Origin of the sequence: Rhodococcus sp. UNC363MFTsu5.1, assembly GCF_000686785.1 — a bacterium.
Taxonomy (GTDB): Bacteria; Actinomycetota; Actinomycetes; order Mycobacteriales; family Mycobacteriaceae; genus Rhodococcus_G; species Rhodococcus_G maanshanensis.
Genome location: NZ_JMLO01000002.1, coordinates 319542 through 342702 on the forward strand (window position 1 = coordinate 319542; position 23161 = coordinate 342702).

The 23161-nt window shown below is 69.8% G+C and carries 20 protein-coding genes and 1 riboswitch; of the genes, 11 read left to right on the forward strand and 9 right to left on the reverse strand.

Going from position 1 to position 23161, the window contains the following annotated elements:
- Positions 1 to 34 precede the first annotated feature (34 nt).
- The 3 genes from BR31_RS0105230 to BR31_RS0105240 are packed head-to-tail and all read left to right on the forward strand — an operon-like array spanning position 35 to position 6026.
- Positions 35 to 1609: an alpha/beta hydrolase gene (locus tag BR31_RS0105230; RefSeq protein WP_027500038.1), complete on the forward strand. Its 1575-nt coding sequence runs from the start codon at positions 35 to 37 to the stop codon at positions 1607 to 1609.
- A gap of 55 nt (positions 1610 to 1664) precedes the next feature.
- Entirely contained in the window at positions 1665 to 3005 is a 1341-nt protein-coding gene (locus BR31_RS0105235) for a glutamine synthetase family protein (protein ID WP_027500039.1), read from the forward strand.
- Between the two features lie 6 nt (positions 3006 to 3011).
- Positions 3012 to 6026 (forward strand): bifunctional [glutamine synthetase] adenylyltransferase/[glutamine synthetase]-adenylyl-L-tyrosine phosphorylase, encoded by a 3015-nt coding sequence (locus tag BR31_RS0105240; RefSeq protein ID WP_027500040.1) that lies wholly within the window; start codon positions 3012 to 3014, stop codon positions 6024 to 6026.
- Positions 6027 to 6035: 9 nt separating this feature from the next.
- Here the strand turns inward: BR31_RS0105240 and BR31_RS0105245 are convergent, their stop codons facing one another.
- Positions 6036 to 7136 carry a serine hydrolase domain-containing protein gene (locus BR31_RS0105245; RefSeq protein ID WP_051636990.1) on the reverse strand — a complete coding sequence of 367 codons (1101 nt, stop codon included), beginning with the start codon at positions 7134 to 7136 and terminating at the stop codon, positions 6036 to 6038.
- A gap of 160 nt (positions 7137 to 7296) precedes the next feature.
- Positions 7297 to 7470: riboswitch (M-box (ykoK) riboswitch) on the forward strand.
- 250 nt (positions 7471 to 7720) lie between these two features.
- On the opposite strand from BR31_RS0105245, the gene BR31_RS27495 reads away from it, so the two are divergent.
- The 3 genes from BR31_RS27495 (at position 7721) to BR31_RS0105260 (ending at position 9812) form a co-directional block, all read left to right on the forward strand.
- A complete protein-coding gene (locus BR31_RS27495; RefSeq protein ID WP_051636975.1) occupies positions 7721 to 8488 on the forward strand; it encodes an MgtC/SapB family protein in 768 nt (255 codons plus the stop codon).
- Positions 8489 to 8645: 157 nt separating this feature from the next.
- Positions 8646 to 9038 carry a hypothetical protein gene (locus BR31_RS0105255; protein ID WP_027500042.1) on the forward strand — a complete coding sequence of 131 codons (393 nt, stop codon included), beginning with the start codon at positions 8646 to 8648 and terminating at the stop codon, positions 9036 to 9038.
- Positions 9039 to 9281: 243 nt separating this feature from the next.
- Positions 9282 to 9812, forward strand: coding sequence for a C40 family peptidase (locus BR31_RS0105260; RefSeq protein WP_027500043.1), 531 nt, complete (start codon positions 9282 to 9284; stop codon positions 9810 to 9812).
- 75 nt (positions 9813 to 9887) lie between these two features.
- Here BR31_RS0105260 and glnA read toward each other — a convergent pair whose 3' ends face one another.
- On the reverse strand, positions 9888 to 11324 hold the full coding sequence (gene glnA / locus BR31_RS0105265; protein WP_027500044.1) for a type I glutamate--ammonia ligase: 1437 nt from the start codon (positions 11322 to 11324) through the stop codon (positions 9888 to 9890).
- A 182-nt stretch (positions 11325 to 11506) separates the two neighbouring features.
- On the opposite strand from glnA, the gene BR31_RS0105270 reads away from it, so the two are divergent.
- On the forward strand, positions 11507 to 11983 hold the full coding sequence (locus BR31_RS0105270) for an RDD family protein (protein WP_027500045.1): 477 nt from the start codon (positions 11507 to 11509) through the stop codon (positions 11981 to 11983).
- A 69-nt stretch (positions 11984 to 12052) separates the two neighbouring features.
- On the opposite strand, the gene BR31_RS0105275 is transcribed toward BR31_RS0105270, so the two are convergent.
- From BR31_RS0105275 to sucB, 5 genes are all read right to left on the reverse strand, one after another.
- Positions 12053 to 12793, reverse strand: coding sequence for a DUF4191 domain-containing protein (locus tag BR31_RS0105275; protein ID WP_027500046.1), 741 nt, complete (start codon positions 12791 to 12793; stop codon positions 12053 to 12055).
- Between the two features lie 56 nt (positions 12794 to 12849).
- Positions 12850 to 13863 carry a lipoyl synthase gene (gene lipA / locus BR31_RS0105280; RefSeq protein ID WP_027500047.1) on the reverse strand — a complete coding sequence of 338 codons (1014 nt, stop codon included), beginning with the start codon at positions 13861 to 13863 and terminating at the stop codon, positions 12850 to 12852.
- Positions 13864 to 13925: 62 nt separating this feature from the next.
- The gene (gene lipB, locus BR31_RS0105285) at positions 13926 to 14690 is read right to left on the reverse strand and encodes a lipoyl(octanoyl) transferase LipB (protein WP_037175574.1); all 765 of its coding nucleotides are present in this window, start codon (positions 14688 to 14690) and stop codon (positions 13926 to 13928) included.
- A 58-nt stretch (positions 14691 to 14748) separates the two neighbouring features.
- Positions 14749 to 15639: a TIGR01777 family oxidoreductase gene (locus BR31_RS0105290; RefSeq protein ID WP_027500049.1), complete on the reverse strand. Its 891-nt coding sequence runs from the start codon at positions 15637 to 15639 to the stop codon at positions 14749 to 14751.
- A gap of 90 nt (positions 15640 to 15729) precedes the next feature.
- Positions 15730 to 17472 (reverse strand): 2-oxoglutarate dehydrogenase, E2 component, dihydrolipoamide succinyltransferase, encoded by a 1743-nt coding sequence (gene sucB / locus BR31_RS0105300; RefSeq protein ID WP_027500050.1) that lies wholly within the window; start codon positions 17470 to 17472, stop codon positions 15730 to 15732.
- Between the two features lie 253 nt (positions 17473 to 17725).
- Here sucB and BR31_RS0105305 point away from each other — a divergent pair, with 253 nt between their 5' ends.
- Positions 17726 to 18064 (forward strand): hypothetical protein, encoded by a 339-nt coding sequence (locus BR31_RS0105305; protein WP_027500051.1) that lies wholly within the window; start codon positions 17726 to 17728, stop codon positions 18062 to 18064.
- Positions 18065 to 18125: 61 nt separating this feature from the next.
- Here the strand turns inward: BR31_RS0105305 and BR31_RS0105310 are convergent, their stop codons facing one another.
- Positions 18126 to 19640: a leucyl aminopeptidase gene (locus BR31_RS0105310; protein WP_027500052.1), complete on the reverse strand. Its 1515-nt coding sequence runs from the start codon at positions 19638 to 19640 to the stop codon at positions 18126 to 18128.
- Positions 19641 to 19723: 83 nt separating this feature from the next.
- On the opposite strand from BR31_RS0105310, the gene gcvT reads away from it, so the two are divergent.
- The 3 genes from gcvT to BR31_RS0105325 are packed head-to-tail and all read left to right on the forward strand — an operon-like array spanning position 19724 to position 22545.
- Positions 19724 to 20824, forward strand: coding sequence for a glycine cleavage system aminomethyltransferase GcvT (gcvT, locus tag BR31_RS0105315; RefSeq protein ID WP_027500053.1), 1101 nt, complete (start codon positions 19724 to 19726; stop codon positions 20822 to 20824).
- 32 nt (positions 20825 to 20856) lie between these two features.
- Positions 20857 to 21960 (forward strand): branched-chain amino acid aminotransferase, encoded by a 1104-nt coding sequence (locus tag BR31_RS0105320; protein ID WP_027500054.1) that lies wholly within the window; start codon positions 20857 to 20859, stop codon positions 21958 to 21960.
- A gap of 48 nt (positions 21961 to 22008) precedes the next feature.
- Positions 22009 to 22545 carry a carboxymuconolactone decarboxylase family protein gene (locus BR31_RS0105325; RefSeq protein ID WP_027500055.1) on the forward strand — a complete coding sequence of 179 codons (537 nt, stop codon included), beginning with the start codon at positions 22009 to 22011 and terminating at the stop codon, positions 22543 to 22545.
- 30 nt (positions 22546 to 22575) lie between these two features.
- On the opposite strand, the gene BR31_RS0105330 is transcribed toward BR31_RS0105325, so the two are convergent.
- On the reverse strand, positions 22576 to 23139 hold the full coding sequence (locus tag BR31_RS0105330) for a TetR/AcrR family transcriptional regulator (protein ID WP_027500056.1): 564 nt from the start codon (positions 23137 to 23139) through the stop codon (positions 22576 to 22578).
- Between the last annotated feature and the right edge of the window lie 22 nt (positions 23140 to 23161).

Below are 23161 nucleotides of genomic sequence, written 5' to 3' on the forward strand. Positions count from 1 at the left end.
GGCCCGTTTCGGGGACCGTGGCACCATCGATGGCATGCCGATATCGCGCCGAGTCCCTGTCGCCCTGGCCGTGGGAGCGCTCGTCGCAGCCATGGCCGCCGGATGCGGAAGCGTGGTCGACGGGGCCGCCAAGGGGGAGCCCGTCGGCGGGGCTGCGGGCGATTTCGGTCCCGGCGCGGGCGCCGTGCCCGCCGGCCTGGAGGCGTTCTACACGCAGACCCCGCAGTGGGAGTCCTGCGAGGGCTACAGCACCGACGGGATGCCGCTGTCCAGCAGGATCGACTGCGCCGAGGTCACCGTGCCGGTGGACTACGCGGACCCGTCGGGCGACACCGCCAAGATCGCGATCTCCCGGAGCAAGGCGACCGGCTCGAAGATCGGTTCCGTGCTGGTCAACCCCGGCGGTCCCGGCGCCTCCGGCCTGTCGATGGCGACCGAGGGCTCGGGCACCGCGTTGGGCGAACGGTTCGACGTGATCGGGTTCGACCCGCGTGGGATCGGCGCGTCGACACCGCAGGTGCGCTGCCTGACGCCCGCAGAGAACGACGAGAAGCGCGCGGATCCCGGCGTGGACATGAGCCCGGAGGGGATCGCCAGGACCGAGGCGAAGAACGCCGACTACGCGCGCAAGTGTGCCGAGCGGACCGGCGCCGAGTTCCTCGAGCACGTCGGCACCCGCGAGGTGGTCCGGGACATGGACGTGATCCGGTCGGTGCTCGGCGACGAGAAGCTCAGCTATCTCGGGTACTCCTACGGCACCCGGCTCGGCTCGAGCTACGCCGAGACGTTCCCCGCGAACGTGCGCGCGATGGTGCTCGACGGTGCGCTGGACCCGAACCAGGACTCGGTCAAGGAGGTGGTGCTGCAGGGGGCGGGCTTCCAGACGGCGTTCGACGCGTTCGCGGCGGACTGCGCGACGTCGGACGACTGCCCGCTCGGCACCGACCCGGCCCGGTTCACCGCGAGGTTCCAGGAGCTGGTCGACCCGCTGGTGGACAAGCCCGCCGCCACCACCGACCCAAGGGGCCTCGGCTACCGGGACGCGATCACCGGGGTCCAGCAGGCGCTGTACTCGCAGAACCTGTGGGGGGCGCTCCGCGGAGGGCTCAGCTCGCTGGCCGACGGCCACGGCGACACCCTCCTGCAGCTGGCCGACACGTACGAGGGTCGCCAGGCGGACGGCAGCTACAGCAATATCGATGACGTGTTCAACGCGGTTCGGTGCGTCGACGACCCGCCGGTCACCGACCGGGCCGAGGCCGGTGCGGCGGACACCGAGTTCCGGCGGGCCGCCCCGTTCCTCGACGACGGCCGCGGCACGGGCAATGCCCCGCTGGACACCTGCGCCTTCTGGCCGGTGCCCAGCTCGGGGGGCCCGCACACGATCGATGCGCCTGGCCTGCCGCCCCTTCTCGTGATCTCGACGACCGAGGATCCCGCCACGCCGTACCAGGCGGGAGTGGAGCTCGCCAAGCAGCTCGGGGCCTCGCTGATCACCTACCGGGGGACTCAGCACACCGTCGCGATGAGCGGCGTCTCCTGCGTCGACGACCCCGTCGTCGAGTACCTCACCGAGCTGACCGAACCCCAGCCCGACCTCACGTGTTAGTAACCGATTTCACGATGTAACACAGATTTAACGGACTTTGCCTACTCTCGCGGACATGGATCGCCAAAAGGAATTCGTGCTCCGCACCCTCGAAGAGCGCGACATCCGTTTTGTCCGACTGTGGTTCACCGATGTGCTCGGCTACCTGAAGTCGGTGGCGATCGCCCCGGCCGAGCTCGAGGGTGCCTTCAGTGAGGGCATCGGGTTCGACGGCTCGGCCATCGAGGGCTTCTCGCGGGTCTCGGAGGCGGACACCGTCGCCAAGCCGGACCCGTCGACGTTCCAGATCCTGCCGTGGGCGCACAAGGACGGCGCGCAGCACTCGGCTCGCATGTTCTGCGACATCGCGATGCCGGACGGGACCCCGTCGTGGGCCGACCCGCGGCACGTGCTGCGCCGACAGCTGAGCAAGGCGAGCGACCTCGGGTTCAGCTGCTACGTGCACCCCGAGATCGAGTTCTTCCTGCTCGAGAACGGCCCCGTCGACGGCACCCCGCCGGTGCCCGCGGACAGCGGCGGCTACTTCGACCAGGCCGTGCACGACTCGGCGCCGAACTTCCGCAGGCACGCCATCGACGCGCTCGAGTCGATGGGCATCTCGGTCGAGTTCAGCCATCACGAGGCCGCGCCGGGGCAGCAGGAGATCGACCTGCGCTACGCCGACGCGCTGTCGATGGCCGACAACGTGATGACCTTCCGCTACATCGTGAAGGAGGTCGCGATCAACGAGGGCGTGCGCGCGACCTTCATGCCCAAGCCGTTCAGCGATCAGGCCGGGTCGGCCATGCACACCCACATGAGCCTGTTCGAGGGCGAGAACAACGCCTTCCACAACCCGGACGACCCGATGCAGCTCTCGGACACCGGCAAGGCGTTCATCGCAGGCATCCTCGAGCACGCCAACGAGATCAGCGCGGTGACCAACCAGTGGGTGAACTCCTACAAGCGGCTGATCCACGGCGGCGAGGCCCCGACCGCCGCGTCCTGGGGCCCGTCGAACCGCTCGGCCCTGATCCGGGTGCCGATGTACACGCCGAACAAGGCGTCCTCGCGCCGCGTCGAGATCCGCAGCCCAGACTCGGCCTGCAACCCGTACCTCACCTTCGCGGTGCTGCTCGCCGCCGGACTCCGTGGCATCGAGAAGGGCTACGAGCTGCCGCCTGAGGCCGAGGACGACGTCTGGTCGCTGACGTCGGCGGAGCGCAGGGCGATGGGCTACAAGGAGCTGCCGAGCAGCCTCGACACCGCGCTGCGCGAGATGGAGCGCTCGGAGCTGGTGGCCGAGGCCCTCGGCGAGCACGTGTTCGATTTCTTCCTGCGCAACAAGCGGCGCGAGTGGGAGGAGTATCGCAGCCAGGTGACCCCGTTCGAGATCAAGACCTACCTGGGTCTGTAAGCGCAGATGGTCAAGCCGCCTACCGCCCGTTCCACGATCCCCAGCGTCGGCCGTCTCGGCCTCGTCGAGCCGACCGCGGGGGACGAGCTCGCCCACCTCGACTGGGCCAACCCGGAGAGCCTGGAGCTGCTCTGGGCGCTCTCGCGCGCCGCGAATGCCGACCTGGCCCTGCGCACCCTGGTCCGTGTCAAAGACGGTCTCGGTGACGGGTGGGCCGAGCTCGATGCCGAACTCCGAACCGATACGGCCTTGCGGGGCAGGCTGTTCGGACTGATCGGTGCGTCGAGCGCGTTCGGCGACCACCTCGTCGCCGATCCGTCCGGGTGGAAGCTGCTGGCGGGGGAGTCCCAGCTGCCGAGCCGGGACGAGCTCACCGACGAGCTGCTGGCCAGCGTGCAGGCCACCCCGGACGGCAGCGCGTCCGAGACCAATCTGGTGTACCGGGCGGGGATCACCGGACCCGCCGCGATCGCCGCGCTGCGCAAGACCTACCGCGACCAGCTGATGGTGCTGGCGGCCGCCGACCTGGCGGCCACCGTCGAGAACGAGCCGGTGCTGCCGTACCAGACGGTCGGGCGACAGCTCTCCGACATGGCCGACGCCGCGCTCACGGGGGCGCTCGCGGTCGCGGTCGCGGAGATCTACCCCGACGGGCCGTGTCCGGCCCGGCTCGCCGTGGTCGCGATGGGCAAATGCGGTGCGCGCGAACTGAACTACGTCAGCGATGTCGACGTGGTGTTCGTCGCGGAGCCCTCGGACGCATCAACCAGTCGGCTCGCGGGCGAGCTGATGCGGGTGGGTTCGGCCGCCTTCTTCGAGGTCGACGCGGCGTTGCGGCCCGAGGGCAAGCGCGGCGAGCTGGTCCGCACCCTCGACTCGCACATCGCGTACTACAAGCGCTGGGCCAAGACCTGGGAGTTCCAGGCGCTGCTCAAGGCGCGACCGGCGACCGGCGACCTCGCGCTCGGCGAACGCTACGTCGACGCGCTGAACCCGATGGTGTGGACGGCCTCCGAGCGCGAGGATTTCGTCGTCGACCTGCAGGCCATGCGCCGTCGGGTCGAGGAGATGGTGCCGCCGGAGCTGCGCGAGCGGGAGATCAAGCTCGGCCGCGGCAGTCTGCGCGACGTCGAGTTCGCGGTGCAGTTGCTGCAGCTGGTGCACGGGCGCGCGGACGAGTCGCTGCATGTGCAGAGCACCGTCGACGCGCTGACCGCGCTCGCGGCCGGCGGCTACGTCGGGCGCGACGACGCCGCGAATCTCGCTGCGTCGTACGAGTTCCTGCGGTTGATCGAGCACCGGCTGCAGCTGCAGAAGCTCAAGCGCACGCACACGCTGCCGCCCGCGCACGACGAGGAGGCGCTGCGCTGGCTCGCCCGCGCCGCGCACATGCGCCCGGACGGCCAGCGCGACGCGCTCGGCGTGCTCAATGCCGAGGTCAAGCGCAACGCGCACCGGATCCGTCGCCTGCACGCCAAGCTCTTCTACCGCCCGCTGCTGGAATCGGTTGCCCGGCTGGACAAGGACGCGATCCGGTTGAGCCCGGACGCGGCGACGCGTCAGCTCGCGGCGCTCGGCTACACCGCGCCCGAGAACGCCCTCGGTCACCTGAAGGCGTTGACCGGCGGCGCATCGCGCAAGGGGCGGATCCAGGCCCTGCTGCTGCCGACGTTGCTCGAATGGCTCAGCGACACACCGGATCCCGATGCCGGACTGCTCGCCTACCGCAGGCTGTCCGAGGCCATGCTGGAGCAGGACTGGTTCCTGCGGGTCCTGCGCGACGAGGGCGCGGTGGCCCAGCGCCTGATGATCGTGCTCGGGTCGTCCGCGTACATCCCGGACCTGCTGATCAAGGCGCCGGACGTGCTGCGGCTGTTCGCCGACGGACCGGCGGGCCCCCGGCTGCTCGACATCGACCCGGACGAGGTCGCCCGCGGGATCCTGTCTTCCTCTGCGCGCTATGACGACCCGGTGCGTGCGGTCAATGCCGCCCGCTCGCTGCGCAGGCATGAGCTGGCGCGGGTGGCGTCGGCCGACGTGCTGGGAATGCTCGACGTCCCGCAGGTGTGTCGCGCCCTGTCCTCGGTGTGGGCGGCCGTGCTCGGTGCCGCGCTCGACGCGGTGATCCGGGCCAGCGAGGCCGAACTGGGCGGACCGGCGCCCGCGTCGTTCGCGGTGATCGGGATGGGCAGGCTCGGCGGCGGGGAACTCGGCTACGGCTCGGACGCGGACGTGCTGTTCGTCTGCGAGCCAAGACCGGGCGAGGACGAGGTCCGGGCGGTCAAGTGGGCCAACAGCATCGCGGATCGGGTGCAGAAGTTGCTCGGCGCGCCGAGCACGGACCCGCCGCTCGAGGTGGACACCGGCCTGCGCCCGGAGGGCCGCAACGGTCCGCTGGTGCGGACGCTGGCGTCGTACGAGGCGTACTACCGACAGTGGGCGCAGGCCTGGGAGATCCAGGCGCTGCTGCGCGCGCACACCGCCGCGGGCGACCCGGATCTCGCCCTGCGGTTCCTGCACATGATCGACGAGACCCGGTACCCGGAGGGCGGGGTCTCGGAACAGGCGGTCCGCGAGATCCGGCGGATCAAGGCCAGGGTCGACTCCGAGCGGTTGCCGCGCGGCGCCGACCCGGCCACCCACACCAAGCTCGGACGCGGCGGCCTCGCCGACGTGGAGTGGACGGTGCAGCTGATCCAACTCCGGCACGCCCACGATGTGCCTGCCCTGCACAACACCTCGACCCTGCAGACGCTGGATGCGATCGGCGCGGCGGAACTGATGAGCGAGACGGACATCGAGCTGTTGCGCGAGGCCTGGCTCACGGCGACCAAGGCCCGCAACGCCCTGGTCCTGGTGCGCGGCAAGCCAACCGATCAGCTGCCGGGACCTGGCCGGGTGCTGTCCGCGGTCGCGCAGGTCGCCGGCTGGGACTCCGGCGACGCAGGGGAGTTCCTGGACAACTACCTGCGCGTCACGCGCCGGGCGAAGGCCGTGGTGGAGCACACCTTCGGCGCCTGACCGCGGTTCTCACGGGCAGAGTGCGTGCGAGAGCAGGGCCTCGCTGTCGGTCTGCCGGGTCGGGATCTGGGTGAGGGTGATGGTCACCGCCCTGCCCTCGGTGCTCGCGCCGGACAGGGTGTAGTAGCCGGGGATTCCGCCGGTGTGGCCGACGTACCTGACCCCGCAGGGCAGGTCGGTGGATCCGACGCCGAGGCCGTACCCCATGCCCTCGGCCTCGTCGGCGGCCGGTTGCGCCCTCGTCATCTCGTCCAGTTGCGCACGGGGAACCACCTTTCCGTCCAGCAGGGCCAGCCAGAACCTGTTGAGGTCGCGGCCGGTGGAGACCAGGGCACCCGCGGACCACGGCACCGAGGGTTCGATCATCGAGACGTCGGCGACGACACCGTCGACGTCCTGGTATCCGGACGGGTGCGGGCCCCGGATCGCGCGCTCGCCCGGGCCGGGAAGGTAGGTGTCCTCGAGGCCGAGGGGGCCGAGGATGCGGGTGGTGAGCTCGTCGGTGTAGCTGTGCCGGGTCACCGCCTCGATCAGCATGCCGAGCACGATGTAGTTGGTGTTGGTGTAGAGGAAGCGGGAACCCGGTGGGAACTGCGCCGGTTTGGCCATCGCGATCGCGACCGCCTGTGCCGGGGTGATCGTGCGGTTCTCGGTCGCGGCGACCAGTTCGTCCGCCCCTGGCTCGCCCGCGAACTCGGGCAGCCCGCTGCGATGCTGCATGAGCTGCCGGACCGTGATCGCCGTGCCGTCCCCGCCCGCGCCCGCGATCATGCCGGGCAGGTAACCCTCGATGGCGCGGTCGAGATCGATCTTTCCCTCCGCCACGAGCTGCATGATGACCGCGGACGTGAAGGTCTTGGTGATGCTGCCCACTCGGACGCGGCTGTCGTCGGCGATCTCGGCGCCCGTCGTGCGATCGCCGACACCACTCGTCAGGACCGTGGTGGTGCTGCCCGCGCTCACGGTCGTCACCGCGCCAACGACCCCCGCGCCCGTCAACCCGTCGAGGTCGGTCTGCAGGGTGCGGGTGCGCTCGAAATCCGCACAGCCGCTGAGCAGTAGGGCGATCGCGGCGATGGCGGCGGTCAGCGCCGACTTCTGTGGTCGCATGGCGATGACCGTACGGACGGGGCCGATCGGTGTCATCGGGGTTACCCCCGATCTGTGCCCTGATCTTCGGTCGGGGATGGGCCGCGGTGACCCGACCGGCCCCGGCGTCGGCGGCGTTGGCGGGTTGCCCCGCCCGGGCATCGCGCCTACGGTGGGCAACGCAGCACCTCGTTAGGCGAGGCTCCTGCACGAACACAGGCCACTGATCTGACGACGTCGAGAGACGCCCAAGATCAGGACAGATCTCCCCGGCTTAAGGGGTGATCCCAAGTGGCTTCCCTTCGGTGATCGGGATACGTCGTGCAGTGTCAAAGCCCTTACGTGGAGGTGTCATGTCGACGGAATCCCGATCGGATGATGGTGGATTCGGCCTCGTGTGCTCGCAGGTTCCACCGCGACGGTGTCCATCCGTGTGCGGCAGCCCGACGCACCAGGAGGTGACCACCGTGGACGACCCGCCCAGTCGAGTTTTGACGCAACGCATTTCGGCTGACGGTGGTCGCTGAGACGACTGGTCTCGCCCACCTCGGTCCTTCCCCTCGCGACCTTTGCGCCGATTCGGCACAGGGGACTAGGAGTTGAAAATGGATACGACGGTGATCATCTTGCGCGTCGTGCTCGGCCTCACGCTGGGCGCGGCGGTCGGGATCGAGCGACAGTGGCGGTCTCGGCTGGCCGGGCTCCGGACCAACGCCTTGGTCAGCCTCGGGGCGACGCTCTTCGTGATTCTCGGTGCCTACAGCTTCGACGGTCCGGGCGCCGACCCGACTCGTGTTGCCGCACAGATCGTTTCGGGTATCGGATTCCTCGGGGCCGGCGTGATCATGAAGCAGGGCGCCTCGATCACGGGGCTGAACACGGCGGCGACGCTGTGGGCGACGGCAGCGATCGGCGCGCTGGCGGGTGGTGGGATGTACTGGGCGGCGGTGATCGGCACCGTGGCGATCATGGCGGCGAACACCCTGCTGCGCCCGCTCGGCCGGTTGATGGACCACCAACCGGCCACCAAGGGGCGCGAGATGCCCGCGGCCGAGTACGTCTTCGAGGTGACCTGCCGCGATGACGCCGAGGCCCACGTGCGCGGGCTCGCCGTGCAGGCGGTCTCCCGCCCGGAGTTCCGACTGCGGTCAGTGCGCTCGTTCGATCTGCCCGAGACCGGCGAGGTGACGGTGCTGGCGGAGTTGACGGCCGACGAACGGGATGACCGACTGCTCGAGAGCGCGGTCAGCAGGCTCAGCATGGAGCCGCTGGTGACGCACGTGCGCTGGACGGTGGAGACCGACTCTCGCTGCGCTCGGCCCGCCGCCGAGTGTGCACCTGCCGTCGCCGGCCCTCGGCCGACGCGGCGGTAGCTGCACACTCGGCGAAACGCCGCTGGAACTCGGACGATCGTCCATGAGCGGGTGCCTGGCGGAGCCAGGGGAATTGCGGCGTTTCGCTCACCCGTCGCCGCGACCGGAAGTTACAGTCAGTCCCGACTCGTCCTTCGTCGTCAAGGTGGGGATCGACATGAAACTGATGACCCGAACGTCAGTATCGGCAGTGTTCGCCGCGGCGGTGATCGCGGCCGGAGCGGGAACCGCACACGCCGGCCCGATCGCCCAGGAGGACGGCCCGCCGCGACCGGTGATCCCGGGGGTGCACCTGGTCGACCAGAAACAGGCAGCGCTGGAGAACATGCTCAACGAGCTCAATCTCGGTTGGGCCAACGGCGGCGCGGCCGGAACCGCGATCGGCGCGGCCATCGGGCTCGGTGTCGGATGCCTCTCGATGTTCCCTGGCAGCCTCGCCGGATGCATGATCGGGCTGCCGACCGGTGCCGTGACCGGCGCGCTCATCGGAATCGGTAATGGAAACCCCAAGGCGCAGAAGGCGATCGAGGACTACATCAACACCCCATAGCGGGTGTCGCGCTCGCGCCTGGATTCGGTGCGAGCGTGTGGGGTGCAAGCCGACCGGGGAGTCGGTACGGATTCCGACCCAGGTAACAGACAAATCGCCCCAGGTACCCAAATGTCACGAAACGGGTACCTGTCCGGGTAGTTCTCCCGATGTCTCGATTGGGTAACGAAGGAACTCTGGGTTCCGCCAGTCGACCGAGCCACACGAGGCATCGGTCAGCGGACCACCCGGAGGACCCCTCGTATGAGCAAGCACCGCCTGCAGAAGAACAACCGACTGACCCGTGGAATGCTGCTGGGGGCGATCACCGTGGGAGCGGTGCTGATCCCCGTCGCCCCCGCGATGGCACAGCCACTGAGCATCCCCGGTCTCGGAAACATCGAGATCCCCGGCCTGCCGCCTGCCGGCGCGATCTCTCCGAATGCGGTGGTCAGCCACGGGCAGCGCGCACTGGACGCGGCGCAGACCAAGATCGGCGCGCCCTACGTGTGGGGCGCGACCGGCCCCGACTCCTTCGACTGCTCGGGCCTGGTCCAGTGGGCGTACCGGCAGGCCGGCGTGTCCGTCCCGCGGACCACATATGACCAGATCAACGGCGGGACGCCGGTCGGCAAGGGTGACCTGCAGCCGGGCGACGTCGTGCTGTTCTACGGCACCGAGCATGTCGGCCTGTACGCAGGCGGCGGCATGGTCGTGCACGCGCCGACGCCCGGCCAGTCGGTCAAGCGGGCGCCCCTCGACTCGATGCCCTTCACCGCGGCCCGGCGGTACTGACCCCCTCAGGACAACGGCGCCCCGACCAGAACTGGTCGGGGCGCCGTTGTGTGTTCAGTTGTCAGCTGTGACGACTTAGACGTCGTAGTACAGCTGGAACTCGTACGGGTGCGGCCGCAGGTTGACCGGGGCGATCTCCTGCTCGCGCTTGATCGAGATCCAGGTCTCGATCAGGTCGGTGGTGAACACGCCACCCTCGGTGAGGTACTCGTGATCCTCCTCGAGCCGGTTGATGACGGCCTCGAGGCTGGTGGGGGCCTGCGGGATGTTGCGGGCCTCCTCCGGCGGGAGCTCGTAGAGGTCCTTGTCGACCGGCGCCATCGGCTCGATCTTGTTCTTGATGCCGTCCAGGCCGGCCATCATCTGCGCGGCGAAGTTCAGGTACGGGTTGCCCGAGGAGTCCGGCGCGCGGAACTCGAGGCGCTTGGCCTTCGGGTTGTTGCCGGTGATCGGGATACGCACGGCCGCGGAGCGGTTGCGCTGGCTGTACACCAGGTTGATGGGGGCCTCGTAGCCCGGCACCAGGCGGTGGTACGAGTTGATCGTCGGGTTGGTGAACGCCAGCAGCGACGGCGCGTGGTGCAGGATGCCGCCGATGTAGTGGCGCGCCATGTCGGACAGGCCCGCGTAGCCGGACTCGTCGTGGAACAGCGGCTTGCCGTCCTTCCACAGCGACTGGTGCACGTGCATGCCCGAGCCGTTGTCGCCGAACAGCGGCTTCGGCATGAAGGTGGCCGACTTGCCGTGCTGCCAGGCGGTGTTCTTCACGATGTACTTGAACAGCTGCAGGTCATCCGCGGCCGCGAGCAGCGTGTTGAACTTGTAGTTGATCTCCTGCTGGCCGCCGGTGCCCACCTCGTGGTGGCCGCGCTCGAGCTCGAAGCCCGCGTTCTGCAGGTTGGTGGAGATCTCGTCGCGCAGGTCGACGTAGTGGTCGTACGGGGCGACGGGGAAGTAGCCACCCTTCGCGCGGACCTTGTAGCCGAGGTTCGGGGTGCCGTCGGCGTTGCGCTCGTTGCCGGTGTTCCAGGAACCCGAGACCGCGTCGAGCTTGTAGAACGCGCCGTTCATGCTCGAGTCGTAGGCGACGCTGTCGAAGATGTAGAACTCGGCCTCGGCACCGAAGAACGCGGTGTCGGCGATGCCGGTGGACTTCAGGTACTCCTCGGCCTTGCGCGCGACGTTGCGGGGGTCGCGGCTGTAGGACTCGCGGGTGAACGGGTCGTGCACGAAGAAGTTGATGTTCAGCGTCTTGGCGGCACGGAACGGGTCGAGCTGCGCGGTGCTGACGTCGGGCAGCAGCATCATGTCCGACTCGTGGATCGACTGGAAGCCGCGAACCGAGGAACCGTCGAACGCGAGGCCGTCCTCGAAGACGTCCTTGTTGAACGCCGAGGCCGGGATCGAGAAGTGCTGCTGGACGCCCGGCAGGTCGCTGAACCGGATGTCGACGTACTCGACCTTTTCGTCGGCTATGTAGTTGATGACCTCTTCGGCCGTGGTGAACGCCACGCGTGTGCTCCTTCAGTTGGTGCCTGCCGATTGTGCATTCCGGCGGCTTGCGTCGAGACAGACGGTATGGACCTGGTGTTGCCCAGCAATCAAGGTTGTGTTTCGCCAGTGTTACACGTCTTGGAAAACGGTATATCTCACACCCCGTGATCGACCCGCCACGCTGGGCCTATCCTGGATGCATGGCGCGAAGTACCGGATCCTGGCTCTCTGGCCCCTCGGCGGCCCTTCCCAAGGGGGAGGACGGCACCGAGAACCGCTACAAGGGCGAGCTGCTCGGATTGCCGGAGACGGGCCCCGGCTCGTTGGTCGGCACCGGCCGTCGGCTCGCGGCGTTCATGATCGACTGGCTGATGGGCGGCGGTGTCGCGCTGCTGTTCCTCGGCGGGAACGCGCTCGACGGCCGGCTCGGCAGCATCATCCTGATGGTCTGGTTCGTCGTCGGCGTGGTCACCGTGTCGCTGTTCTCGTTCACCCCAGGTCAGTACTGCGTGGGACTGCAGGTGGCCCGGGTCGACGCACCGGTGCCCGTCGGCGTCGTGCGGGCGCTGGCCCGGCAGGTGCTACTGGTGTTCGTCGTGCCCGCGCTGATCACCGACCTCGACGGCCGCGGCATGCACGACCGCGCCACCGGCACGGCGCTGGTCCGCTCGCGCTGACTCCACGCTCCAACCAGAAGTGCCCTCGACGTGATTCACGTCGAGGGCACTTCTGTTGTGAGGGGAGGGTCAGCGCCTGCGCATCGTGCGCTGGACGCCCTTCATCTTGGCGCCGCCGGGCAGCGGACCCTTCGGCATGGCCGGGCCGCCGCGGGTACCGAGTGCCGCCAGCCGCGCCTCGATCGTGTCCATCCGCTTGGTGTCGATGTTCTTCGGCAGCTTCGCGAGGTACTTCTGCAGCTGCGACAGCGGCACCTGGCCCTCGTCGTTGCCGATGATGATGTCGTAGATCGGGGTGTCGCCCACGAGTCGCGCGGTCTTCTTCTTCTCCTGCGCGAGAAGGGACTTCACCCGCTGAGGCGAACCCTCGGCGACCAGGATGACGCCCGGCCTGCCGATCACCCGGTGCACGGCGTCGAGCTGGGTGGTGCCCGCGATCGCGTTGGACACCCGCCATCCGCCCTGCATGTTGTCCAGTGCCCACGCGCCCGCGCCCGCCTGGCCCTCGGCCTTGCCGTACACGGTCTTCTGCACACGCCTGCCGAAGATGATGAACGCGGCGAGCACGCCGAGCAGAATGCCGATCGGCAGCAGGAACCACTCGATGCCGAAGATGAGGCCGACCAGGAAGAACACCACGGCGAGGCCGACGACGGCGCCGATCATCAGCGGCAGCAGCAGCTTGTCTTCCTTGCGCTGCATCTGGAACGCCTGCCAGAGCTGGCTCCTGCGCTCCTTCGATGCCTGCTTACGGGCCGCTTTCGCCGCAGCCTTCGCCTCTTTGGTGGGCTTGCCCTTGCCGTTCGCCATACGTCACAGGATACGTCCCTGGCCGGAGGCGAATCGCACCCGAGTGGTGGTCGGGCTCAGGCGCGGGCGAGCCGCTCCATCAGCGAGCTGGCTTCCTGCGACGCGCTGCCCCCGTCGGCGAGATGTGCCTGGCCCTCGGGCAGCTCGCGGCCGTGGTGCGCCATCGCCTGTGCGTAGAGGCGACCGGCCCGGTAGGAGGAGCGGACCAGCGGTCCGGCCATCACGCCTGCGAAGCCGAGTTCGGTGGCGAACTCGGAGTGCTCGACGAACTCCTCCGGCTTGACCCAGCGCTCGACCGGGTGATGCCGCGGCGACGGACGCAGGTACTGGGTGATGGTGATGATGTCGCAGCCGGCCTCGTGCAGGTCGACCAGCGCCTGCTGGATCTCTTCTGGCGTCTCGCCCATGCCGAGGATCAGGTTCGACTTGGTGACCAGTCCGAAATCGCGGGCGGCGGTGATGACGCCGAGCGAGCGCTCGTACCGGAACGCCGGACGGATGCGCTTGAAGATCCGCGGCACGGTCTCGACGTTGTGCGCGAGGACCTCCGGCCGCGACTCGAACACCTCGGCCAGCAGGTCCGGCTTGCCGTTGAAGTCGGGGATCAGGTTCTCGACGCCGGTGCCGGGGTTGAGGGCGTGGATCTGACGAACCGTCTCGGCGTACAGCCAGGCGCCGCCGTCCTCGAGGTCGTCGCGGGCGACGCCGGTGATCGTCGAGTACCGCAGACCCATCGCCTGCACCGACTCGGCGACGCGGCGCGGCTCGTCGCGGTCGAGCGCGTCCGGCTTACCGGTGTCGATCTGGCAGAAGTCGCATCGGCGGGTGCACTGTTCACCGCCGATGAGGAAGGTGGCCTCGCGGTCTTCCCAGCACTCGTAGATGTTGGGGCAGCCTGCTTCCTCGCAGACCGTGTGCAGACCCTCCCGCTTGACCAGACCCTTGAGCTCGGAGTATTCCGGGCCCATCTTCGCTCGGGTCTTGATCCAGTTGGGTTTGCGTTCGATGGGGGTCTCCGCGTTTCGGATCTCGATACGGAGCAGCTTGCGTCCTTCTGGGGCCACAGTCACGGCTCCGATGCTACGCCCGGCGTGCGGACGCCGATCGACCGGGAGACGGCAGGCGATGGGCCTCAGGCGAACCGGTGGGTGGTGAACCGGGTCGGCGCGGCCGCGGCCGCCTCGTCGAAGGTGATGCGCTCGATGTCGTGCTCGGTGACCTGGAGTTCGCCGTCGAGCGCGGCCGAGACCGCGGCGACCACCGCAGGGGTGATCTCGGCGACGGTGACCGTCCGCCCGAGTTCGCGCGAGAGCGAGGTGACGCCCGCGTCGGCGATGCCGCACGGGATGATCTCGTCGAAGGCCCCGAGGTCCGCGTCGCAGTTGATCGCGAAGCCGTGCATCGCGACCCCGCGCTGCATCCGCACGCCGATCGCCGCGATCTTGCGCTCGGGCAGCCAGGAACCGCCGGTCAGCGAGGCGGGCAGCCACACGCCCGAGCGGCCCTCGACACGACCGCACCCGATGCCGAGATCGGTGCAGACCGAGATCAGTGCCTCCTCGATGCGCCGGACGTAGTTCACGACGTCGACCGGCACGGCGAGCTTGACGATCGGGTAGCCGACCAGCTGCCCCGGCCCGTGCCAGGTGAGCTTGCCGCCGCGATCGACATCGATCACCGGCGTGCCGTCGGTGGGCCGATCCTCCGGGGCGGTGCGGCGTCCGGCGGTGTACACGGACGGGTGCTCGAGCAGCAGCAGGGTGTCGCGCCCGCTGTCCGCGGCCCGTTCGGCGGCGAGCTCGCGCTGCAGATCCCATGCCGTCAGGTAGTCGACTGTGCCGAGGTTCCTCACCTCGAGGGAATCCGTGCTGAACCGAACCGAGGAAGTGGCGCCCATGGGGCACACGTTACGCCCGGCCGGCCTGCCCGCTCGGCGCGGTCCGGGCCGGAGGCGGTCAGTCCGACAGCGCGGCGTCGATTGCCTCGCCGATCGTGTTGTGGTGGAAGGTGAATCCGGCATCCTCCAGTGCCGCGGGCAGGACCCGCTGCCCGGTCAGGGCGACCTCGTCCGCGATCTCGCCGACGAGGGCGCGCACCGCGAATCCGGGCACCACCCACGGCGTCGGGCGGTGCAGGGCGCGGCCGAGCTCGGCGGTGAAGGACGCGTTGGTCGCGGGCGATGGTCCGGCGAGATTCACCGGCCCGCTCAGCGTCTCGGTGCGCAGCGCGAACGCGATGGCGGCGAGCTCGTCCTCGAGGGAGATCCAGGACAGGTACTGCCGCCCGGTGCCGAGCCGGCCGCCGAGACCGACCCGGAACAGCGGACGCAGGCGACCGAGCAGCCCGCCCCGCGGTGAGATCACCGCCGCGCTCCGCAGCAGCACGGTGCGCACCCCGGCCTCGCGGGCGGGCGCAGTCGCCGCTTCCCAGTCGCGGCACAGGTCGGCAAGGAACCCGGTTCCCGCCGTTGCGGTCTCGTCGACGACCCGCTCGCCGGTGTCGCCGTAATAGCCGACCGCGCTGGCGTTGAGCAGGGTCGGCACCCCGGCGTCCGCCACCGCCCGCGAGATCACGTCGGTGGACGTGATCCGGCTGTCCCGCAGCGTCTGTTTGAACACGCCGTTCCATCGGGTGTCGCCGAAATTCGCGCCGCACAGATTCACCACCGCGTCCGCGTCGGCGAGGGCGCGTTCGTCCAGTTCGCCGCGCTCGGGCGTCCACCGGAACTCGTCCGGACCCGCGGCGGGCCGCCGCACCAGTCGCCGGATCTGGTGGCCGTCGGCCCGCAGCGAAGCCACAAGGGACGACCCGATCAAGCCGGACGAGCCGGCGATTGTCACTCGCATCGTGCTGCCTCCTGACGCCGTCGGGGGCACCATCGGTGATCCGATGGTGCCCCCGACGGGCGTGTCCGTGCTGCCGATCTACTGGTCGAGCTAGAGCCCCAGGTCCGCCTCGAACGACGCTTCCTCGAGCCGCTGCTTGATCGTGGTGAGGAACCGGCCTGCGTCGGCGCCGTCGATCAGGCGGTGGTCGTAGGTGAGCGGCAGGTAGCACATCGACCGGACGCCGATGGACTCGTTGCCGTTCTCGTCGGTGATCACCATCGGGCGCTTGACGATCGCACCGGTGCCGAGCATGGCGGCCTGCGGCGGCACCAGGATCGGGGTGTCGAACAGGGCGCCCTGGCTGCCGATGTTGGTGATCGTGAAGGTGCCACCGGCAAGCTCGTCCGGCTTGAGGCCGCCGGAGCGGGCCCGCTTCGCGATGTCCGCGATCGCCCGGGCCAGGCCGGCAAGGGACAGGTCGCCCGCGTTGTGGATCACCGGGGAGAGCAGGCCCTGCTCGGTGTCCACGGCGATGCCGAGGTGCTCGGCCGCGTGGTACGTGATCTCCTTGGCGTCCTCGTTGTAGCTGGCGTTGACGTTCGGGTGTGCCCCGAGCGCCTCGACGACGGCCTTCGCGAAGAACGGCAGGAAGGTCAGGTTCACGCCCTCGCGCTCGGCGAACCCGGCCTTGGCCTGGGCGCGCAGGGCGGCGATCTTGGTGACGTCGACCTCGAAGGTCTGGGTCAGCTGCGCGGTGGTCTGCAGCGACTCCCGGGTCTTCACCGCGGTGATCTGGCGAATCCGGTTGACCTTCTGGGTGGTGCCGCGCAGGTGCGCGAGCTCGGGCCGGACACCAGCGGCCGGTGCGGCCGGGGCCGCGGCAGCGGCGGCCGCAGGGGCGGCGGCCGGGGCCTTCTTCGCCTCGGCGGCGGCCAGCACGTCCTGCTTGCGGATGCGTCCACCGACGCCGGTGCCGGTGACCGTCGCGAGGTCGACGTTGTTGTCGGTGGCCAGCTTCCGGACCAGCGGGGTCACGTACGGGCTGCCGTCACCGGACGGTGCGGCCGCAGCGGCGGGCGCAGGTGCGGCCGGAGCGGGGGCAGGCGCCGGGGGTGCCGGGGGAGCCGGGGGTGCCGGGGGAGCCGGAGGTGCCGGGGGAGCCGGAGGTGCGGCGGCCGGTGCCGGGGGAGCCGGGGGAGCAGCCGGAGGTGCGGGGGGCGCGGCAGGCGCGGCGGCGGGGGCGCCCGAACCGATGACGGCGAGCTGGCCGCCGACCGGGACGGTGTCGTCCTCGTGGGCGCTGATCTCGAGCAGCGTGCCCGCGACGGGCGAGGGGATCTCGGTGTCGACCTTGTCGGTCGAGACCTCGAGCAGCGCCTCGTCGACGGCGACCGAATCGCCGACTGCCTTGAGCCAGCGGGTGACGGTGCCCTCGGTCACGGACTCGCCGAGTTCCGGCATGGTGATCGGGGTTCCGGACACCGCAGCGGCGGGCGCGGCGGGCGCGGGTGCGGCGGGTGCCTCTGCGGCGGGTGCCGGGGCGGCGGGTGCGGCCGGCGCGGGTGCGGCGGCGGGCTCCGGTGCGGCAGCGGGTGCGGGTGCGGCGGCTTCTCCTGCTGCGCCGATCACCGCGAGCTCTCCGCCGATCTCGACGGTCTCATCCTCGTGCGCGACGATCTTGGTCAGCACGCCTGCCACCGGGGAAGGGATCTCGGTGTCGACCTTGTCAGTGGAGACCTCGAGCAGGGGCTCGTCGACTTCGACCGTATCTCCTTCCTGCTTGAGCCACCTCGTGACAGTCCCCTCGGTAACGCTCTCACCAAGAGCTGGCATCTGGACGGAGAAGGCCATGCTTTTGACTCCTCGACAGTTGTGTTCGGGTTGTTGAGTTTGCCGACTTGTGGTCGAAATTCATTGTGCGGGTCGTACCGGGTCCACGGGGCGTGTTGCGACGCGGAACCTCGCGGTCCCATCCTGTCATTGATCGGATTCGCCCGTCCTATGAGGGCCTCGTCACATGTTCCACATTCGTTTCTCAGCAAGCGCTGGCAAACTCGAAACTGGGCAGAACGGGCGGTCGCGCCACGGTGGGAGGAGGTAGGACGTGGGACTTTTCAGCAGGCTCTCGAGAGGGCGAGCGGGTTCCGGCCGACACGGCATGCGGGGACCCGACGCCCAGTACCTGGCGAACTGGGTGCACACGCACACCGGAGTCGAGGCCTACGTCGAGCCGCAGACCACCGTCACGCCGGTCACGGTCGTGCTCGTCGCGAACGACGGGGAATGGACGCGACGCCCGGTCGGTGGGGAGCACGGAGCCCGCCGCCTCGGCGAGGATCTGCACATCCCCGTGTACGACGTCCGCAAGACCGGGTATCCGCAGCGGATGCGCGACCACGACGCCCGGCAGAAGATCCTGCGCAACCGCGCCCGCGAGGCCTAGGCGACTGCGTCGCCCGTGAGTCCTTCCGGCCCGAGGAGGGGCCGGAAAGACTCACGGGGCGTCAGCCCTGCTGCTCGATGTCCTCGAGGACGCTGATCATGGTCCGCACCGGGACCCCGGTTCCGCCCTTGCCGGTGTAGCCGAACGGCCCGCCGGTGTTGTAGGCCGGTCCGGCCACGTCGATGTGGGCCCACTGCACGCCCTCGGCGACGAACTCCTTGAGGTAGATCGCGGCGGCGAGCATGCCGCCCCACCGGTGGTTGGTGACGTTGGCCAGGTCGGCGACCTTCGAGTTGAGGTCCGCGCGCAGCTCGCCGGGCAGCGGCATCGCCCAGGCGTTCTCGCCGATCTGCTGCGAGATGCGGGCGACGCGGTCACGGAACTCGTCGGTGCCCATCACGCCGGGCGTGCGGTTGCCGAGCGCCACCATCTGCGCGCCGGTCAGGGTGGCGGTGTCGATCAGGTAGTCGGGCTCCTCCTCGCAGGCGCGAACGATGGCGTCGGCCAGGATCAGCCGCCCCTCGGCATCGGTGTTGATGACCTCGACCGTCGTGCCGCCGTACTGGGTGAGCACGTCGCCGGGGCGCTGCGCGGTGCTCGACGGCATGTTCTCGGCCATCGGTACCCAGGCGTCGACGCCGACCTTCAGCCCGAGCTTCGCGGCCAGCACCACCGTCGCGACCACCGCGGCGGCGCCGCCCATGTCGGAGGTCATGTTCTCCATGCCCGCGGCGGGCTTGATCGAGATGCCGCCGGTGTCGAAGGTGATGCCCTTGCCGACCAGGGCAACGGACTTCCCGCCGGATCCCTTGTGGGTGAGCCGGACCAGCCGCGGCTGACGCGAGGAGCCCTTGCCCACGCCGAGGATGCCGCCGAAGCCGGACTTCTCGAGCGCCTTCTCGTCGAGGATCTCGACCTCGAGCCCGGCCGCGGTGCCGAGCGCCTCGGCGCGGGCGGCGAACTCCTCCGGGTAGAGGTGGCTCGGCGGGGTGTTCACGAATTCACGCGCGGTGGCGACGGCCTCGGCGATCGCGGCGGATCGGGCGAGGGTGCTCGCGGACTCCTCGTCGCCGGGCTCCTCGACGAGCAGTTCCACACGGGCCAGCGGCTTTCCGTTGTCCTTCGGCGCCGACTTGGCCGACTTGAACCGGGTGAAGGTGTAGGCGCCGAGGGAGAAGCCCTCCGCCGCCGCGCCGAGGTCGAGGGCGGACAGCGTGGTGGCCGCGACGGTGGTCCCGGTCAGCGCGCGGGCCGCGACGCCGGCGCACTCGCGGATCCGCTGGGCGTCGACGTCGTCGGGGTCGCCGAGTCCGACCGCCAGGATGCTCGCGACGCCCGAGCCCGCGGGCGCCGGGATCCGGGTCAGCTCCTCCGCCTTGCCGGTGGCACCCACCGCGACCAGCCCGGCCAGCACCGCCTCGGCGGTCGCGTCGTCGAGCGCATCGCCGACCGAGGCCTCCGGGCCCTCGGCGCCGGTGGTGAGGCCGATGACGAGGACCTCCACCGACTCGGCGACGGATCCGGCCAGCGCGAGCTCGGGGCCGAGGGATGCGGTGGGGGGCGTGGCGGCACTCACTTCGATCTCCTGATCTGTTGGTGAACAACTGCGCGCCAACTCTAGTGCGGGTGCGACGCCCCGGTCGGCTAGCGTGGACGCCCATGAGCGACGCTGAACTCTTGCAGGGACCCCTCCGCGCGGTGCACGCCGAACTTGGTGCCACCTTCGCCCCGTTCGGCGGCTGGGAGATGCCGGTTTCCTATGCGGGTGTGGTGGCCGAGCACACCGCGGTGCGCGAGAGTGTCGGCGTCTTCGACGTGAGCCACCTGGGCAAGGCGCTGGTCGCGGGGCCGGGCGCGGCGGCGTTCGTCAACGCCTCTCTCACCAACGATCTGGGCAAGATCGGACCGGGCCAGGCGCAGTACACCCTGTGCGCCACCGAGACGGGCGGCGTCACCGACGACCTGATCGCCTACTACGTCAGCGACGACGAGGTCTTCCTCGTCCCGAACGCGGCCAACACCGCGGCCGTCGTCGCCGAGCTGGCCGCCAAGGCGCCCGCCGGGATCACGGTGACCGACCAGCACCGCGAGTTCGGTGTGCTCGCCGTGCAGGGTCCGAAGTCCGCGGAAATTCTTGCCGCGCTTGGTCTTCCGTCCGACATGGAGTACATGTCCTTTGCCGACGCCACCTTCGGGGGAGTCACCGTCCGGGTGTGCCGCACCGGCTACACCGGTGAGCACGGCTACGAACTGCTGCCCGCATGGGACGACTGCGAGAAGGTGTTCCGCGCGCTCGTCGCCGAGGTCCGCGCTGCAGGCGGCGAGGTCGCCGGGCTCGGCGCCCGCGACACCCTGCGCACCGAGGCGGGCTACCCGCTGCACGGTCACGAACTGTCGACGGAGATCTCGCCGCTGCAGGCGCGCTGCGGCTGGGCGATCGGGTGGAAGAAGCCGGAGTTCTGGGGTCGCGCCGCGCTGGTCGCCGAGAAGGAGGCCGGACCGGCCCGCAAGATGTGGGGCATCAAGGCGCTCGACCGCGGCGTGCTGCGACAGGGCCAGACCGTCATGCGTGACGGCGCCCCGATCGGGGAGACCACCTCGGGCACCTTCTCGCCCACCCTCAAGGTCGGGATCGCGCTGGCGCTCATCGATTCCGATGCGGGTGTCGGCGCGGGCGACCAGATCGACGTCGACGTGCGCGGCAGGGCGTTGCGCTGCGAGGTCGTCAACCCGCCGTTCGTCCCCGTGAACACCAAGTAGCCGCCCGCACCCGGTTCGATAGGATTCCCGCCATGACTGGTGTTCTCGACTTCACGCGCATCCCGCACCCCTCGCCCGCCACCGCCGCGGAGCGCGATCGGGTGCTGGCTGCTCCCGGGTTCGGGAAGTACTTCACCGATCACATGGTGACGATCGATTACACCGAGGGGCGCGGGTGGCACAGCCCGACCGTGCAGCCGTACGCCCCGCTGCAGCTGGACCCGGCGGCCATGGTGCTGCACTACGGCCAGGCGATCTTCGAGGGGCTCAAGGCCTACCGCCAGCAGGACGGGTCCGTCGCCTCGTTCCGGGTGACGGCGAACGCGGACCGGTTGCGCGCCTCGGCCCGCCGCATCGCGATGCCCGAGCTGCCCGACGATCTGTTCCTCGCCTCGATCACCGAGCTGCTCGCGGTGGATCGGGACTGGGTGCCCGCCGCCGGCGGTGAGGACTCGCTGTACATGCGCCCCTTCATGATCTCGACCGAGGTCGGGCTCGGGGTGCGACCGTCCACCGAGTACCGGTACCTGCTGATCGCCTCGCCTGCCAGTGCGTACTTCCCGCGCGGGGTCAAGCCGGTGAGCGTGTGGCTGTCCACCGAGTACGTGCGCGCTGCTCCCGGCGGCACCGGTGCGGCCAAGTTCGCGGGCAACTACGCGGCCTCGCTGGTAGCGCAGGCGCAGGCGGCCGACGAGGGCTGCGATCAGGTGGTGTGGCTCGACGCGAACGAGCGCCGTTACGTCGAGGAGATGGGCGGGATGAACCTGTTCTTCGTCTTCGGGTCCGGTTCGTCGGCGCGCCTGGTGACCCCCGAGCTGTCCGGTGCGCTGCTGCCCGGCATCACCCGCGACTCGCTGCTGACACTGGCCGCCGATGCGGGGTTCGCGGTCGAGGAGCGCAAGATCAGCACCGACGAGTGGCGCGAGAAGGCAGCCTCCGGTGAGATCACCGAGGTGTTCGCCTGTGGCACGGCCGCGGTGATCACCCCCGTCGGAACGGTGAAGTCGGCCGCGGGTGAGTTCACCATCGGCGACGGGGAGTCGGGCGAGGTGACCATGGCGCTGCGCGACACCCTCACCGGGATCCAGCGCGGCACCTTCGCGGACACCCACGGCTGGATGTCCACGCTGGCCTGAGCGGCCGCAGCCTTGTGAGGCGCCGGCGCCGGGTGTACATCTGGAGCCATGGGCGTCGCACGTCAGATCGGCTCGATGCGCCGCGTGTTCCCCACGGCGCGTCGCAACAAGTCGGACGCTTTCCGCTGGCTCGGCAGGCGACCGCAGCTGCTCGCGGCGATCGCCGTGCACGAGGTCGCGCTGGTGACCAGCGGGAGGGTCGACATGCGGCTCAAGGCGCTGGGTGAGATCAAGGCGGCCGCGCTGACCAACTGCGAGTACTGCCTCGACATCGGCTCGGCGTTCGCCCGCGACCTCGGCCTGACCGAGGCGCAGCTGCGTGCCCTGCCGACCTTCCGCGACAGCGGCGAGTTCGACGACACCGAGAAGCTGGTCCTCGAGCTGGCCGAGGCGATGAGCCGCACACCTGCCCACATCGGCGACGATCTGCGCGCGCGGCTCCTCGGCAGGTTCAGCAGGACACAGCTCACGGAGCTCGCCGCGGCGATCGCATGGGAGAACCATCGCGGTCGGCTGAACCAGGCCCTGGGTATCCGGCCGTCGGGGTTCTCCGACGGCGGGTTCTGCGTCGTGCCCGAGAAGTAGAGCCCGAGCCCGACCCGGCCCGGGAATCGTTCAGCGGGCGGGCGTCAGACGCCGGGCGAGCATCCGCCCGACGCTGTGCAGCGGAGCCGGATCCTGTTGCGCCCTGGCGAGAACGAGCGCGCCCTCGAGTGCGGAGAGCGTCAGGACCGCCTCGTCGGCGGCCTCGTCGGGCGCCCAGCCGTCCGTCTCGAGCCGGGAGGCGAGCAGGGACAGCCAGGAGTCGTACCCGTCGGCGCAGGATGCCCTGATGACGGGCGATTCGGTGGCGGCGTCCAGGGTGGCGGTGGCCAGCGCGCAGCCGCGCTCGTAGTCGGATTCCACCAGCCGGGCCGCCAGTGCCGCGGCGAAGGCGGCCACCGCCGTTCCGGAGTCGGGCGAGCTGTCCAACAGGTGTGAGATGAAGGCCGCCATCGTCGAACCCCGGTGTCGCAGAGCGACTCCCGCGAGCTCCTCCTTTCCGCCAGGGAAATGGAAGTACAGCGATCCCTTGGTCGTGCCGCTCTCCGCCAACACCTCGGCCATCCCGGTTCCGGTGTAGCCGCGGCGCTGCAGCAGGTCCGCGGCCGCCTCGACGAGCTGATCACGAGTAGACATGTCGTCAACTGTACCAGTCGGT